Below are 15,048 nucleotides of genomic sequence, written 5' to 3'. Positions count from 1 at the left end.
CACTGCAAAATCGTTATTGAATATAATGATTTTTCAGCTGCGTGCAACCCAGTTTGACGCATCGTGGGGCTTATGCCACACTATGGGGTAAACTGGGGTCAAAGAAAGGGGTTGCAGGTCATGGCAGAGGATCGACGGAGTGTGCGTACGGAACAGGCGATTAGAGATGCCTATGAGGCGTTGGTGATCGAAAAAGGGGTCGCACCGATCAAAGTCTCGGAGCTGACCGAACGCGCCGGCATCAATCGCAAGACCTTTTACCTACATTACGACACCATCGATGACCTGATGTGGTCCTATGCCGATTCGATCTCTGATGAGCTCACCGCGCGGCTCAGCGAGCATTCATACGATGAGTACGCCTCGCATCGCGGCCTCCTGTTGTCTGTTTTCGTCGACTTCCTTGAAACGAATCACGATTTTTACAATTATGTGATGACGCACGAGACGTATGGGCACACGGATCAGAAGGTGCAGGAACGCCTGATCGAGGAGATCGCCGGCGGTATTCGCGACAATCGGCAGATCGATCACGACTATTCGGTCCTGTTTGCGACGTTTATTGTGACCAATATGATGGCGATGCTGCGGATGCAGGTGAACGGGTATACGCATTTTCCCAAAAAGGAGATCCGCGCCGCGATCACCAAATTGAATGTCAGTGGGTTGAGCGGCTTCGACGTGCTGAAGCCTGCGGAAAACTAGACTGGCGACACCAAAAAGCGGGTGGCCCTGCATCGAAGAGGATGCGCGGCCACCCGCTATTTTCACCTTAATCTGCGACTTGGTATTTCTTCAGCTTGCCGGCTTGAATTGGATCGACGGTCGCGACGAGCTTGGTGCCGGCCTCGACGTAATCGGTGCTGGCAACGGCTGTTTCGCGCTGCATGTAATCCACGATCTGGCCCTGGTCAAACGGCACCAGGTACGTGTGCGTTTCGTGATCCGCGTAAATATGCTTGGTGATCAGCTCGATCAACGCGGCCAGCGACTTGTCATCGCGCGCAGAGTAGACGATATTGTCGCCGTCAACTTGCGGGAACAGGGTGCCTTCGCGCAGGTCAGCCTTGTTGTAGGCCATGATCATCGGAATGTTTTCGATGCCGATGTCCTTGAGCGTCTTTTCCGTGATCGCCATCATTTCCGGATAATGCGGATCGGCGTAATCGACGACTTGAATCAAGAGGTCGGCATTCGCCGCTTCTGCCAGCGTGGCCTTGAAGGAATCCACCAACTGATGCGGCAACTTGGAGACGAAGCCGACCGTGTCAGACAACAAGAACTTCCGATTGTCCGGCAGGGTGAGTTGGCGAACACTGGTGTCCAAGGTCGCGAACAGCATGTCCTTTTCGAAAACAGTCTTGGTCTCCGGATGATCGGCGTAGCGTTCAAGTAGGCCGTTCATCGTGGTGGACTTGCCGGCATTGGTGTAGCCGACCAGCGCAACGACGGGGATGCGGTTCTCCTCGCGTTTGGCGCGGCGCACCTCAGCCCCCACGTCTGCCTCCTTGAGGTCGCGGCGTAGTTTGGCGATGCGCTTATTCAGTACGCGCCGGTCCATTTCCAGCTTCGTCTCACCGGCACCACGGTTGGCCAGACCGCCACCGCCGCCTTGCTGATCCAGCTTGTTGGCGCTGGGATGCAGGCGCGGCAAGGCGTATTGCAGCTGGGCGATCTCGACTTGGGTGATCGCGGTCTTGCTGCGGGCCCGGGTGGCAAAAATATCCAGAATCAGCTGCGTGCGATCGGAGACCTTCACGCCAACACCCTTTTCGATATTTCGCAGCTGCGACGGCGACAACTCATCATTGACGATCAGTCGGGTCGCATCATTGGCCAAGGCGAGTTCTTTGATCTCGTCCAACTTGCCGGCGCCAAAATAAGTGCCAGCAAGTGAGCGGTCCAGGTTCTGGCGAATCTCGCCAACCACATCGTAATTGTTTGCGGCGGCGAGATTTTTCAATTCGGTCATACTATAGTCAAAATTCTCTTGCATGCGGGAGATCCCGCTGACAATCACTTTTTCGTTAGGTTGTAAAACGTCCATATTTTCCTCCATGAGGCGGCAGCGAGGGGCGCGCGGGCGAAAACGGCGCTCAGTAGCGTCTTTGCTCGTGATTCTACGGCGACTAGATCACTTATCCAATTGCACAAAAAAAGAAGCCGAGCCCGGCTTCGATGGCGACCTAAACAGGCCACTGGCGAGACGCGCAGCGCTGCCGCAAAAAGCGGTGATTTTTCACTTCAACTGATCACGGCGAATGCGCATGACGACTGCCTCCCTTCGTTTCACTACGGCAAGTGTACCAGATTTGGAAAAAATTAACCAGAAACAGGGTGCGAAGCCGGGCGTACAGGGCCGTGCAGCTAGGTCCATTAGCCGCGTGAGGCGCACTTGGCCTCGGGTGGCTAATGGCCTAGATGTCGCGGCCCTGCCCGGCGGAGCCCGACTGGAAAAGGGTGCGCAGGCCCGCGGGATGGCGGGGCAGCTAACTTGGCTCATGCGATTGATGGCGCGTGCGCCATCGAGCGCAAGAGACAGTTGGATGTCCCCGCCATGCGAGCCGAAGCCCAACTGGAAACAGGGTGCGGAGCCGAGCGCTTAGGGGCGGGCAGGTAGTTTGGGCTGGGCGTTCGATGGCGTGCTTGGCCATCGGGCGACCGGGTCAACTACATGACCCGCCCCTGCTCGGCGGAGCCCAACTCGAAAAAAAGGGGCGCAGCCGAGTGCTTCCATTCCTGTGTTTCGCGACCTCATACCGCAACTTTCATCCTAGTTTAATGTGCACCTGCTATCCTAAACAGAGAAAGGGATGACACTATTGAAGATCACGGTCTTAGGCGCTGGCGGTATGGGCAGCCGGTTTGCGCTGATGTTGCATCGGGCAGGAAATGAGGTCACGTTGGTCGATGGCTGGCAGGCCAATATTGACGCGATCAGAAAAGATGGGCTGCAGGCGGACTTCAACGGTGAACCGGTGACAGTGAAACTGCCGATCTATTCGCCGATAGAGATCGATCGCATCGGCGACCAGGCAGATCTGATCATTGTTTTCACCAAGTCCAATCAGCTGACGACGATGTTCGACGCGGTACGTCCGATCATCAATCCTGATACCTATGTGTTGTGCCTGCTGAACGGCATCGGGCACGAGGATGTGTTGGAAAAATATGTCGCAAAGGATCATCTGTTGCTCGGCATCACCATGTGGACCGCCGGGATGACCGGTCCTGGACACGCGACGCTTGTTGGCAACGGAAATGTCGAGTTGCAAAACTTTGCGCCAGCTGGGAAGGATTTTGCCCAGCAGGTCGTGCAAGTCTTCGATGAGGCCGGGCTCAACGCGACCTATAGCGACAACGTCAAATACGCGATCTGGCGCAAGGCGTGCGTGAACGGAACGCTGAATAGTCTGTGCGCACTGCTGGCCTGCAACATCGGCGAGCTGGGCAAAACGCATGGAATCGAAGGCCTCCTCAAGGCAATCATTGCGGAGTTCGCCGCAGTTGGGGCGCATGAGGGCCTGCAGCTGGATCAAGCCGAGATCTATCAACACGTCGCAGCGACCTTCACTTCGGACATCGCGGATCATTATCCCTCGATGTATCAAGACCTTGTGATCAATCATCGTAAAACCGAGATCGATTTCATCAACGGGACGGTTTGGCGTAAGGGCGAGCAATATGGCGTGCCAACACCGGATTGCCAGCTGTTGACCCAACTGATCCAGATGAAAGAAGTCTTGGTCAAAGCCAAATAGGATGTGCGAAGCGCTGCCTTTGTGGGTGGCGCTTTTTTTCGGTCAAAATTGATTCTGAAAACTGGCCAGTGGCTGGTCGTGCAAGGCGGCGTTGAGGCCTGGGGATCTCAGCTAGCCAGGCCCGCTCGTCTTCAGAAGGACGGATTGCGGCAGGCCTTCGCGCAACCTTTCGTCGGAAAACCAAAGTCGCTTTGATCTGATCTTCGACACTAAAAGCGACGCAAACAAATAGGCCTGCCCACCCGCGGACAGGTCCAAAATGCCACCCGACTCGGTTTTTCCCCGGCGTCAGTACTTGTACCTTGCCCGACACCACCTGCATTTCCAGCGGCAGGCTCGTGCTCGGGTCGCCATCGATGCGCGAGCGCAGACTTTTGGCCGCCGACACCTTCAATTGGCTGGCAGTGAAATAGGTCATGCCTGGGAGTTTGGCGAAGTTGCCCGAGAGAAAGTACGGCAGTACCATCAGGCTATGCCAACGGCCGGTCTTGGGCGCGACGAACACATGGAACAGGCCATCCCCAGGTTTGGCTTGCGGCGCAAAGTTGGTGAAGCCCCCGACGGAATTGGTCATTGTGACCAAGACGAACGAGGTATCCTGTTGCCAGGTTCGTTGCGGCGCCGCCAGTGTCAGCTGCCAATGTTGGTGCTGCAGCAGGACTTTCAGGCCGCGGGTCAGGTAGATGAGCGGGCCGAACCGCTGCTTATCCTGCTGGGTGACGGACAGCGCCGCATTGGCCAACACGCCAAGGGTCAGGGTCGAGATCATCGCCTGACCATTGACCAGCCCGATATCCAGCGGCTGCGGGGTGCCGTCCAGCAGCCCGGCGATCGCCAGCGGGGTGAGCAGCGGGATATGCAGCACCATGGCGAGATTATTGACGGTGCCAGCCGGGAGAATGCCGAGCAAGGGTGGGTGCCGCCTTGCGACCAGGCCCGCCGCAACTTGGTTGATCGTCCCATCGCCGCCGACTGCCACCACCACGTCACTCATTGCGGTGAAGGCAAAGTCGCGTGCGTCTGTCGCACGACATGGCCGCGTTTTTCAGCCGCAGCCGCGAACCGCTTGGCGATGCGAGTCGCGCCTTGTTTTCCAGACTGAGGGTTGTAGATCACGCTGTAGCTTGTCATGGCCGCCACTTCCTTTCATGTTCATTCTAGCATGCAAAAAGGGTGCGGAGCCGAACGGGAGGGCTGAGTGACTAACATGGCTTGGGCGCTATGGCGCACTGTGCCGTAGTGACCAAGCCTGCTAGACACCTCAGACCTGCTCGGGGAAGCCCAACTAAAAAGCCCGCACCAGAAATTATCCGGTGCGGGCTTCGCATCCTTTAAATATCAGCTGTATCCGCGATGCCGTGGCGGCCATTACGGGTGAACAGATTAGTCAAGCCGAGCAAGATCAGATCGACGACAATGATTGAGCCCCATTTGAGCCAAGGCGCAGCGTGCGCCACGATCGAGGTCGACATCCCGTATGAGACAAGGCCGATCAGACCGATGCCCATGACCAAGGTGAAGACCCACCAGGCTGTTTTCCCGAAGGCCAGGCCGTTGCCGTTTGCTTGGCGCTTGGCGATCCACGGCATCATGAAGCCCAGGACCACCATCCCGATCGGCACGACGATATTCAGCGTCAGCATCATCGCAAACGTTGACTGATTCGCATCCGTTGGGAAGAAGCCTAGCACGGCCAGCAGGAACGTCACGCCGAGCATCCAGGCACCCACGATCACGCCCAGCTTGTCGGACTTGATGAAGGTGTAGTCCGGTTTTGGAAAACGGTCGGAGTGCAGCCGCACCATGAGAAAGGACCAGAACAGGAAGCAGGTCGAAAATGGTGAGACGATGCCGTTCAGGTTGAGGAGCCAGTTGAAAATGTCGTTGATGCGCGGCAGCATCCCGCCCAGCGCCATGATCAGCGCGCACAAGATGGTCGTGAGCCAATAGCCATTGATCGGCAGACCATCCGCATTTTTCTTTGTGAGCTGGCGCGGCATGAAGCGCTTGGCCACATCAGACAAGAAGACACGGGTCGAGGCATCCAAAATCACGGCGAGCTGGGCCAGCATGTAGATGCCTTGCACCGCGGCGAACAGGTACATCAGGCCGTTGCCAACGCCGAACTGTTTGCCGATCGCCTGAAACGCGTAGTACGAGCCGTTCATCTTCAAGTCGTTCGGCAGGTGATGTGCATTGAAGTAAACACCCAAACTGAACGTCCCAAACAGCGTCAGGAACATCGTCATGATGGCGATCATCTTCAAAGCTTTTGGAAAATCGCGACTCGGGTGTTTCATGTCGGCGGTATAAGGCGCCGCCAGCTCAGACCCATTCATCGCAAAGACGAACAGCCCAAAGGTGGAAAGAAAGGCCGGATCCACGTGTTTTGGCAAAAAGGCCTTGAAGTCAAATGGCTGCGTTTTGATCGGATTGCCAGACGACAGGCCGATGATGGTCATGATGACAAAGAGGACGGTCATGATGAACATCGCCCCGCCGCCGATCGTCGACATCACTTCCAGCGACTTGTTCTTGAACAAATGCTGGATCCAGATGAAGACCACGAAGATCACGGCGGTGGTGATGCCAAACCACGCGTTGCCCATGTGGCTTTGAATGTCGCCGTTGCCGTTCAAGATCCACCCCAGGGAGATCACGACGGAATTGGCGACATCGACGACATACGGCAGACCGGTGATCCAGTAGAACCACGCGGCAAAATAGCCGACTGTATCGCCGTTTGTCTGGCGCATCCAGGATGTGATGCCACCGCCGAGCTCGGAAAAAGTCGAGCCCATGTGCGCGACGATCAAGTTATAGGGAATCACGTAGAAAAATGTCATCAGTACCCAACTGGTGACGGCAACGAGCCCCTGATTTTGAAAATTATAAATGATATCATCGAAGCCGATGACCGTGACGAAATCCATTAAGCCGACGATCACCCAAGGAATATATTGTTTTTGTTTATTATCTTCCACTATGTGTTTCCTCCGCGTGCCATTGTGTCAGTCAACACGTTGGCTGCCCGGCGCTTTGTTTCGGCGCATGGTGAATACCTCCCTTACTGAAATGTGCAATAAAACAGTCGCCCTATTGTACCGAAAATGGGCAGGAGATTAAAGATTTTCTTAAAGCAAACGGTCATTCTTACGCGGATGTAAGACGGGTGACCGAAGCGATACGGCACAGCGCGGCCAAGTGCGGTACGATAGCCTCAGTGATAAATGAATGGAGGAACATCATGGCACAACCAGTTGTCAGCGTGAAAAACGTGACGAAGACGTATGGCAAGAACAATGAAAAGCAGACCCAGGCACTGCGCGGGGTGACCTTTGATGTCACGCCCGGTGAGTTTGTCGAGATCATGGGGGCCAGTGGCTCAGGCAAAACGACCCTGCTCAACATTTTAAGTACGCTTGATCAGGCGACCACCGGCGATGTGCATATCAATGGCGAAGACGTCACCGGCTTGAAAGGGGATGCCCTGGCCGATTTTCGCGCCAAGCAAGTCGGCTTTATTTTCCAAGACTTCAACTTGCTGGAAAACCTGACCGCACGGGAAAATATCGCTTTGCCGCTGGCGCTCCAAAACGCGCCGCACAAAAAGCAGCAACAGGCCGTCGACGCGATCGCCCAAACGCTGGGCATCGCCGCGGTGCTGGATCATTACCCAACGGAGCTGTCCGGTGGGCAAAAGCAGCGGGTGGCCGCGGCGCGTGCCTTGGTGCAACAACCCGCCATTTTGTTTGGCGATGAGCCGACCGGGGCACTGGACAGCCAGTCCGCGCGGGAGTTGCTCGACACCATGGCCGACCTCAATCGCGACCAGCATGTGTCGATTCTGTTGGTGACTCATGACGCGTTTTCCGCCAGTTACGCCAAGCGTATTTTATTCATCAAGGATGGCCAGATCGGGCAGGAATTAGTGCGCGGCGAGGAATCGCAGGAAGATTTTTACCACCGCATCTTGACGACCGTCGGCACATTCCAGCAGTAAAGGAGGACGCGCTTTGTTACGCAAATTAGCATTAGGCGGCATTCGCTCACGCCTGCGCGACTACACCGTCCTATTTTCCGGCCTGGTCATCGCCAGCGCCGTGTTCTACATGTTTCTGGCGCTTGCGACGAATAAGACGTTTTTGACCAGCAACTCACCGCTGTCGATGACCACGTTCATCTTCATGTTCGGCGAGGTCCTGCTGGCGATCATCACCTTGGTCTACATCGTTTACGCCAATTCGTTTCTGATGAGCATGCGCCAGCGCGACTACGCGATGTTCATGATGCTCGGGGCAAAATCCAGCAAGATCGCCCAACTCATCTTCGTTGAGACTGTCACCGTGGGCGTGTTGGCTACGGCAGTCGGGACCTTGCTGGGCATCGGCCTGACCACCGCGGCCGGCCATGTGCTGCTGGGTATGTTGCATTCCAGCGCGCCGGGCTTTTCGCCGCTCTGGTGGCCGGCGGTGCTGTGGACCTTTGTCTTCTTCGTGGTCCTGTTCATCCTGGCGGCTTTGTTCAACGCGCGCAGCCTGATCAAAACGAAGATCTTGACCCTACTTCACGCGGCGCAAACGCCAAATCGCCTGCGCACCAAGCCGGTTTTGCTGTTGATTCAGGCACTGCTTGGCATCGGCCTGCTTGCGATCGGCTACTGGGCGATGGCGGCCGTCAACAAGCTCGGGCTTTCCGGCATCGGCCTGGCGCTGGTGACGATCGTCTTGGGCAGTTACTTCATGTTCAATGCGACGCTCGTCTTTTTGGTGGGTTTGCTGAAGAAAAACAAACGCTTCGCTTCCCGCCAATTGCACACCTTCACCCTGAGTCAGCTGAGCTTCCGTATTCGCGATTACACGAAAATTCTGGCGGTGGTCTCGATTCTTTTCGCCTTGGCGCTTGGGGCCATCACCGTCGGCCTCGGCTTCCAGCGGGCGATTCCGCAGATCGCTAAGGCCCAGGACGCCTATGACCTAGTGCAAGTCGCCCCGACGGCCAAGGAAAAAGCCGATGCCAACAAGCTGTCCGGGCTCAAGGCCAAGGTCGTTTATACGCAAAAGGCCGATGGCACCAACATCTACTTCAAGGCCTCTGAACTTAACGCGCATCCACTGGAATTTCCTGTTTTCCGTTCCTTGGGCCAGTCCTCGATCGAAAAGGTCACCGCGACGAATTTTAAGACAAAGGTCGCCGAGAATTCTAGCAACATGACCGAGTTCATGCGGCCGGTGGATAGTGGCAAGAGCTTCACGGTCGTTTCAGACGCCCGGTTTGCCGCGCTGGCCGGCCAGCCTTACCAGGTAATCACGTATCAAGTCGCCGATTTCAGCGCGAATTACGATCGCATCGAGGCCCTGGTCAAAACGCAGGACAAGCGCCTTGGCTTCAAGCCGGATAGCATGACCAATGGCCAAAAATTCGGCACGTACGCCTTGATCACCAGTATGTACGGGGGTCTTGCGTTCATGGGCTTCTTCCTTGGTATCGCATTTTTGGCCATGCTTGCTTCGACGTTGATGTTCAAGATCCTGTCGGGGGCCAACTACGACAAGCAGCGGTACCTGATGCTGCAAAAGATTGGGGTGCGGCCGGCACTGCTGCGCAAGTCGATTGCCGAAGAGATCGGCGCGCTGTTCCTTTTCCCAGGGCTACTCGGCGTGATCCACGTGCTGTTTGGTCTCCAGTTGTTCAAGGCACTGCTTGCCGATCCTTATGATGGGCTGTGGCTGCCATTCACGATCTTCCTCGTGCTATACGGCCTGTATTACGCCTTGACGACCTGGCTGTATCAAAGCATCGTCATCACCAAAGATCTGGGCGGGCGCAGGTAAGCAGGCTGTTTTTATCGAAAAATAGGCACCAGTCGCACGCCAGCTCGTGTGTCTGCCCCAAAATAGGACGCACATGGCGCCGAGCCACAGCGTCTGTACTCAAAAAGGAACTAGAAACCGCAACATTGACACGGTTTCTAGTTCCTTTTTTGCGTGGGGCCTGGTCAGCTAAGGCAAAGCGCCAAGCTGAGGATGACGCACAGACACCCGGAAGTAAGGGCCAGTCCGCGTTGCCAGCGCGGGGCAGGGGTCTTGCTAAACAGGGTGGAAAAGAAGAAGACCAGGATGCAGATTGTCAGTGCCCAGATCATGCGCGCGCCTCCTTATCCTTAGAAGAGAGGCGAAGCGCTGTGACCAACGCGATGATCAATAAAACAGCGACCAGCGTGAATGCGACGTGATAGCCGCTCAGCAGAGCACGCGGATCGGCCAGTGTCGCCACATGCCCGGCTTGGGTGTTGGCGACATTTTGCTGCACGGAGATCAAGATCGCGGTGCCGATCGCGCTGGCCGTGTAGCGCATCATGTTGTTGCCTGAGCTACCATGCGAGATCAATGCCGGTGGCAACACGTTGATGCCCAGTGTGGTGATCGGCATTTGCACCGCCGAAAAGCCCAGGCTGCGAATCGCGTAAAGTAAGACGACCGTGACGACCGGCGTTTGCGCGGTGACAAACGCAAACGGAATCGTTCCCAGCAACATGATGAGCAGCCCGGCCTTGATCATGCGCGGGGCGTTGTAATGATCGAAGACGTAACCCGTCACAGGGCTCATCGCGGCATTGACCAGCGCACCTAAGATCAAGCACATGCCGGAGCTCATCGCGGACAGGCCGCGCACGGTTTGAAGGTATAGCGGTAGGACGAATTCAAAGCCCGCAAACGCAATTTGCGACAGCGCCGTGATCACGACGGCGATGCGATAGGTGGGCGCCTTGAAGATCGTCATTTTCAAGATGGGCGCCGAGATATGTAATTGCCGCCAAATGAACCAGGCGACCAAGACCGCGCCGCAGAAAATACCGCCGAGCACCTGCCAGTCGAGCCAGCCGCGCGTGCCGACCACCGCAAAGCCATACAGCAGGCTGCCAAATCCGAACGCTGACAGAAAAACAGAAGGCCAGTCCAATTTTGCCCGGTTGACCATGACGACGCTGCGCAGGCCATACAATCCGAGCACAAACGCCACCGCCAAAAGCGGCAGCAAGATGCCAAAGATGTCATGCCATTCAAAGCGGTCGATCACCCAGCCGGAAAAAGTGGGGCCGATTGCTGGGGCAAGGCCAAACACTAGCCCCATCAGTGCCGAAACGGTGCCGCGCTGGCCAAGTGGGTACACCGAGTAAAGCATGGTGGTGCCGATGCCGGCCAACAGCGCCCCGCCGACCGCCTGAATCATCCGGCCGCCGAGCAGGGCCGCAAAACTGTTGGCGAAATAACAAAGCGTGGTGCCGAGCAGGAAAAAGCCCATCGCCCATTCAAAAAGCGTCTTTGAACTCTTATTGTCGGCCAGCCAGGCGGTCACCGGCGTCATGACCCCGATGATCAGGGAATAACTCGTCGACAGCCACTGCGCCGAAGAAGCAGGAATGTGAAACGCCTGCATCAAGGTCGGCTGAGCAACGGCTAAGATCGTCTGGTTGATGTTGCTCGCAAACATCCCGATCAGGACCACGATGGTAAACAGGGTCCGGTTGAATGGTCGGCCCGCATTATCGACAGATCGTGTCATCTGATCAGATCCTTTCTCATTTGATGGTGGCCTTACCCAAGCCGGCAGTGTTTTAAGACGACCATGCCTTGCGTGAACCCTTCGATATGGCCAATGATCGCCGCACGCTCGCCGACTGTTAGGCCGGTGTCGCCGATCACGCAGGCGACCCGCGCGGTGCCGGTTGTGACATCCCCAAATTCGACGCAGGGAAGCCCATAAGAGTCCGGGCCGACGTAAGAAACGGTGCCGGTGACAGTCACGATGGCGTCGTTGTAGGGACTCTCCCCAGCGTAAAAGCTATTGTAAAGCGCGGTTTCTTCAAGGTTGAACATCACGATCACTCCAATTTATAAGATTGTTAATACAACAGTTAACGAGACCTAGTTTAGTTTTCAATACGAATGTTGTCAATGCTAAAAATTAAAAACACAAGTATCTTTCTTGCGACTTTACTTTGAATGACAACTCTTTAATGGCTATACTGTTAGTAGAAATTGATGGAAAGTGATGACATATAATGAAGACAAACGATCCACAGAACTTATCCGACCGCTTGCATGAGACCGTGGTTGCCGAGGCAAGCTTGATCCATGAGCAGCTCAAGGCACTGCACCTGAATGTCCAGCAGGCGCGCTTATTGCAATTCGTTGCCGCGCATCCCGGCTGTTTACAAAAAGAGGCGGCCCATTATCTGGGTCGCCAAGACGCGACTGTGACAAATATGTTGAAGAGTCTCGTTCAAGCCGGTTACCTCAGACGCGAAGTGCCAGCTGAAAATGAGCGCGTGAAGCAGCTGTACATCGCCCCGGCCGGCCAAAAGCTGATCGACCAGATCACGACGATCTTCAGCGACTTAGAAGATAAGGTCCGCGCGGCCGTTCCAGCAAACGAACGCAAGGCACTGGCCCGCAACCTCGACCTGATCAAAGCGGCGCTCGAAGAATAAGGGTGCGGACCGGAGCCCGACTGAAAAGGGTGCGGACCGGGGCGTTTAGGTCTGAGCGGCTAACTTGGCCTCCAACGTCAGCTCGAATTTTTCCGTATGCGATCAATGATCAACATAAAAAATGACATGCCCCACTCACCAAACCGGTTGAGCGCTGACATGTCATTTTTGCGTTTCGTCTTACTTCAGCAGTCCCGGCTCCAGCTTCAGTTGGTTGAAGCTGAGCACCTTGATGCCTTCATCGGTCAACGCGATGCGCGAGATCGATCCGTTTTTCGGCGAGTCGGTGACCTTGAAGCCGTCCGTTTTGCCGAATTTATCGACGATACTGCGAATCGTCGTGCCGTGTGTGACCAGCAGGACATTGTCGCCATTTTGGTTGTCCGCCCGCAGTAGCTTGAATCCTTTTTGCAGGCGCGTCCAATAGGTGATCGCGTCTTCCGCGGCGCCGAATGGATCGGCGTCGTGCATGAAGTCCTTGCTGGCATCCACGCCGTATTGATCGATGATGGCTTTCAGGCTCGGTGCCCCATGCGGCGCGCCGACCGCGTACCAGCTCTCCGCCGAATCCTGGCCTTCGTAATAGCCGTAGAACTGCTCGCGGAAAAATGGCGTGACGGTCAACGGCACGGCGGAGTTCAAGTTGGCCTCAAGAATGGTCTTGGCCGTATTTTGCGCGCGCATCGTGTCGCTGGAATACGCGTGAGTGAACGTGATGTTGCGCAGAACTTGGCCGGCGCGTTTCGCGTCTGCGATGCCGTCTTCGGTCAGGGGCGAATCGCTCCAGCCCTGCATCCGATTGAACGTGTTGAACCACGTCTTACCATGGCGCACGAGGTATACCGTCACTGTTTTCATTTATTTCCTCCATTAAACGAATGGGTCATTGAGTCGAAAAATCGGCCTACTTGATCGACACGGCGGCCTGCAACAATTTCATCGCATCCGTCCCGCTTGCGGTGTAGCCCACCGCGCCCTTGCGCCACTGAATCACATTGCTGAGGTCATCCGAAGCGGCGGCCACCAGCTGAACCGAAGCCGGTCCATCCGGAACCGGCAGTGCGTGATCGGCAAAATACGCGACTGCTTTTTTCGCCAGCGGCAGGGGATCTTGCTTCGCGACATTTGAGGCGCTGACCGTGATCGACCAGTTGCCCTCTGCCCAGGTCACGTAACTCGTGCCGGCTGCGCCTTCGCGAACGCCGGTGATGCCATCGCCCAGAGCGACAGTCGGCAGGCCGCTTTGAACGGGATGATAATTGATGTCATCCTGCGCCGCATTGACGCTGGCATACGTCTTTTTCGTCAGTTTGAGCACCGGCTTGGCGGATTGCAAACTGGCGTCGTTCAAGGCGAGCGCCTGCTTGCCTTCGCTGTAGCTGATCGTGTAATTACGAATGGTGCCGGTGGTCGTCGCATTGACCCACTGCTTGGCAGTGAAGGCAAAATCGGTTGGCAACAGCGACCCTGGCAGGACCGCACCGATATTGGTGTTTAAACTGCTGAACTGCTCGGCTGGCGTGGCGGGTTTGCTGCTGGATTCTTCAGCTTTTTTGGTGCTGGACGTTTTACTTACATCGCTGCTCGATGCCTCGCTTGAGCTGCTTGCTTTTGCTTTTTTGACCGCGCTGGTAGAATTTTTCGCGCGACTGGCCGTGTCCTTGCTGCTGGTCGAGCAACCGGCCGCGCTGATCAGAAGCAGCGCCAGTGGCAGTGCAATGAGTGCTTTTTTCATTCAAATGGCCCCCTTGTGAGAAGTCGAGTTGCTTCTATTATAGAACAATCCGCCTCAGTGCAGGAGCCGGATGTGCGAGCCGGCGCCATCAGCGAACAAAAAAAGTCGAGCATCGCTGCTCGGCTTTTTGAATCAATCGTTGAAGGTGCCGTTTTCGACATCGGTAATGAATTGCTTGAGATGCTCGAAATAAACAGGCGCGTTGTCGATCATGTGGTGGTGTCCGCCGTTTGGAGTGGTGACCAGGCGCGCGTGCGGAATTACTTCGGCCATGCGCTGGGCAGAGGCAACGGGCATCGTTTCGTGCTCGCCAAATGTCAGAAGGGTCGGCACGGTGATGTTGTGAATCTGGTCGCGGATGTCCCAGTCCTTCAGCTTGCCGGTCACAACAAATTCGTTGTCGCCTTGGAACGCGTTGTAGACCGCGGTGCCGGTGGTGTCGATCAAGTGGCTGATCGCAGGCGGCTGCTTGCGATCGACATAGCCCTTGTTCAGAACGTCGACATACGCCTGGTACTGCGGATCCTTCCAGTCGCCACTCGCTTCGATCTGCTTCATGTAGGCAACGGCTGAAGGCGGCAGGGCGTCTTCGCGCACTTGGTTGATGTGGACGACATATTCATCGATGTTGTCGATCATGCTCGAGATGATCGCGCCCTTGAGATGCTCGCCATACTTCAGGGCATACAGCTGCGTCAGCGCACCGCCCCAGCTTTGGCCGATCAGGTAAAAATGATCCAGCCCGAGCTTTTGCCGGACTTCTTCGACTTCACCCAGGAAATAATCCGTCGTCAGATACTTGGCCGCCGTTTCCGGATCGGAATAATCCGGTTGGTCGGAATAAAAACTGCCGAGCTGGTCGTACATGTGGACCTGCACGCCAAGGTCGGCGAGTTGTTCGCCAAAATTCTCCCAGTATTCATGGTTGCCACCGGGGCCGCCGTGCAAGCAAAGCAGATGGATATCGCCTTGACCCTGCGTGTTGGTCCACAAGTGATAGCCGTTATCGAGCGTTAAGATGGTCGTTCCTTGCTTCATCAAAGTCACCGCATTTCCTT

The 15,048-nt window shown here is 55.9% G+C and carries 12 protein-coding genes and 1 pseudogene; 5 read left to right on the top strand and 8 right to left on the bottom strand.

Annotated elements, in window-relative coordinates; genetic code table 11:
• The first annotated feature begins 120 nt into the window (after nucleotides 1–120).
• Nucleotides 121–705: a TetR/AcrR family transcriptional regulator gene (locus EKM95_RS00155; protein WP_164510021.1), complete on the top strand. Its 585-nt coding sequence runs from the start codon at nucleotides 121–123 to the stop codon at nucleotides 703–705.
• A gap of 67 nt (nucleotides 706–772) precedes the next feature.
• Here the strand turns inward: EKM95_RS00155 and hflX are convergent, their stop codons facing one another.
• Entirely contained in the window at nucleotides 773–2,047 is a 1,275-nt protein-coding gene (gene hflX / locus EKM95_RS00150) for a GTPase HflX (protein WP_225423083.1), read from the bottom strand.
• 775 nt (nucleotides 2,048–2,822) lie between these two features.
• Here hflX and EKM95_RS00145 point away from each other — a divergent pair.
• Nucleotides 2,823–3,761 carry a 2-dehydropantoate 2-reductase gene (locus EKM95_RS00145; RefSeq protein WP_125695965.1) on the top strand — a complete coding sequence of 313 codons (939 nt, stop codon included), beginning with the start codon at nucleotides 2,823–2,825 and terminating at the stop codon, nucleotides 3,759–3,761.
• A gap of 283 nt (nucleotides 3,762–4,044) precedes the next feature.
• Here EKM95_RS00145 and EKM95_RS00140 read toward each other — a convergent pair.
• Both EKM95_RS00140 and EKM95_RS00135 read right to left on the bottom strand, forming a co-directional pair.
• Nucleotides 4,045–4,892: pseudogene (locus tag EKM95_RS00140) on the bottom strand (diacylglycerol/lipid kinase family protein); the annotation flags it as partial.
• Between the two features lie 200 nt (nucleotides 4,893–5,092).
• A complete protein-coding gene (locus tag EKM95_RS00135) occupies nucleotides 5,093–6,694 on the bottom strand; it encodes an APC family permease (RefSeq protein WP_379897272.1) in 1,602 nt (533 codons plus the stop codon).
• 311 nt (nucleotides 6,695–7,005) lie between these two features.
• Here EKM95_RS00135 and EKM95_RS00130 point away from each other — a divergent pair, with 311 nt between their 5' ends.
• On the top strand, nucleotides 7,006–7,764 hold the full coding sequence (locus EKM95_RS00130) for an ABC transporter ATP-binding protein (RefSeq protein WP_125695964.1): 759 nt from the start codon (nucleotides 7,006–7,008) through the stop codon (nucleotides 7,762–7,764).
• Between the two features lie 13 nt (nucleotides 7,765–7,777).
• Nucleotides 7,778–9,595, top strand: coding sequence for an FtsX-like permease family protein (locus EKM95_RS00125; protein WP_125695804.1), 1,818 nt, complete (start codon nucleotides 7,778–7,780; stop codon nucleotides 9,593–9,595).
• A 307-nt stretch (nucleotides 9,596–9,902) separates the two neighbouring features.
• Here EKM95_RS00125 and EKM95_RS00120 read toward each other — a convergent pair whose 3' ends face one another.
• Together EKM95_RS00120 and EKM95_RS00115 are read right to left on the bottom strand one after the other, a co-directional pair.
• Nucleotides 9,903–11,327: an MDR family MFS transporter gene (locus tag EKM95_RS00120; RefSeq protein WP_125695803.1), complete on the bottom strand. Its 1,425-nt coding sequence runs from the start codon at nucleotides 11,325–11,327 to the stop codon at nucleotides 9,903–9,905.
• Between the two features lie 32 nt (nucleotides 11,328–11,359).
• A complete protein-coding gene (locus EKM95_RS00115) occupies nucleotides 11,360–11,641 on the bottom strand; it encodes an OB-fold protein (RefSeq protein ID WP_125695802.1) in 282 nt (93 codons plus the stop codon).
• A 185-nt stretch (nucleotides 11,642–11,826) separates the two neighbouring features.
• Here EKM95_RS00115 and EKM95_RS00110 point away from each other — a divergent pair, with 185 nt between their 5' ends.
• Nucleotides 11,827–12,255 (top strand): MarR family winged helix-turn-helix transcriptional regulator, encoded by a 429-nt coding sequence (locus tag EKM95_RS00110; protein WP_125695801.1) that lies wholly within the window; start codon nucleotides 11,827–11,829, stop codon nucleotides 12,253–12,255.
• A 180-nt stretch (nucleotides 12,256–12,435) separates the two neighbouring features.
• On the opposite strand, the gene EKM95_RS00105 is transcribed toward EKM95_RS00110, so the two are convergent.
• The 3 genes from EKM95_RS00105 to EKM95_RS00095 form a co-directional block, all read right to left on the bottom strand.
• Nucleotides 12,436–13,113 carry a histidine phosphatase family protein gene (locus EKM95_RS00105; RefSeq protein ID WP_125695800.1) on the bottom strand — a complete coding sequence of 226 codons (678 nt, stop codon included), beginning with the start codon at nucleotides 13,111–13,113 and terminating at the stop codon, nucleotides 12,436–12,438.
• Between the two features lie 46 nt (nucleotides 13,114–13,159).
• The gene (locus tag EKM95_RS00100) at nucleotides 13,160–13,990 is read right to left on the bottom strand and encodes a hypothetical protein (RefSeq protein WP_125695799.1); all 831 of its coding nucleotides are present in this window, start codon (nucleotides 13,988–13,990) and stop codon (nucleotides 13,160–13,162) included.
• Between the two features lie 132 nt (nucleotides 13,991–14,122).
• Nucleotides 14,123–15,028, bottom strand: coding sequence for a proline-specific peptidase family protein (locus EKM95_RS00095; protein WP_125695798.1), 906 nt, complete (start codon nucleotides 15,026–15,028; stop codon nucleotides 14,123–14,125).
• Nucleotides 15,029–15,048 lie beyond the last annotated feature (20 nt).

The organism is Lacticaseibacillus yichunensis (genome assembly GCF_003946405.1).
Classification (GTDB): domain Bacteria; phylum Bacillota; class Bacilli; order Lactobacillales; family Lactobacillaceae; genus Lacticaseibacillus; species Lacticaseibacillus yichunensis.
The sequence above is the reverse complement of the archived record's forward strand: the minus strand, read 5'-3'. Positions and strand labels throughout refer to the sequence as shown.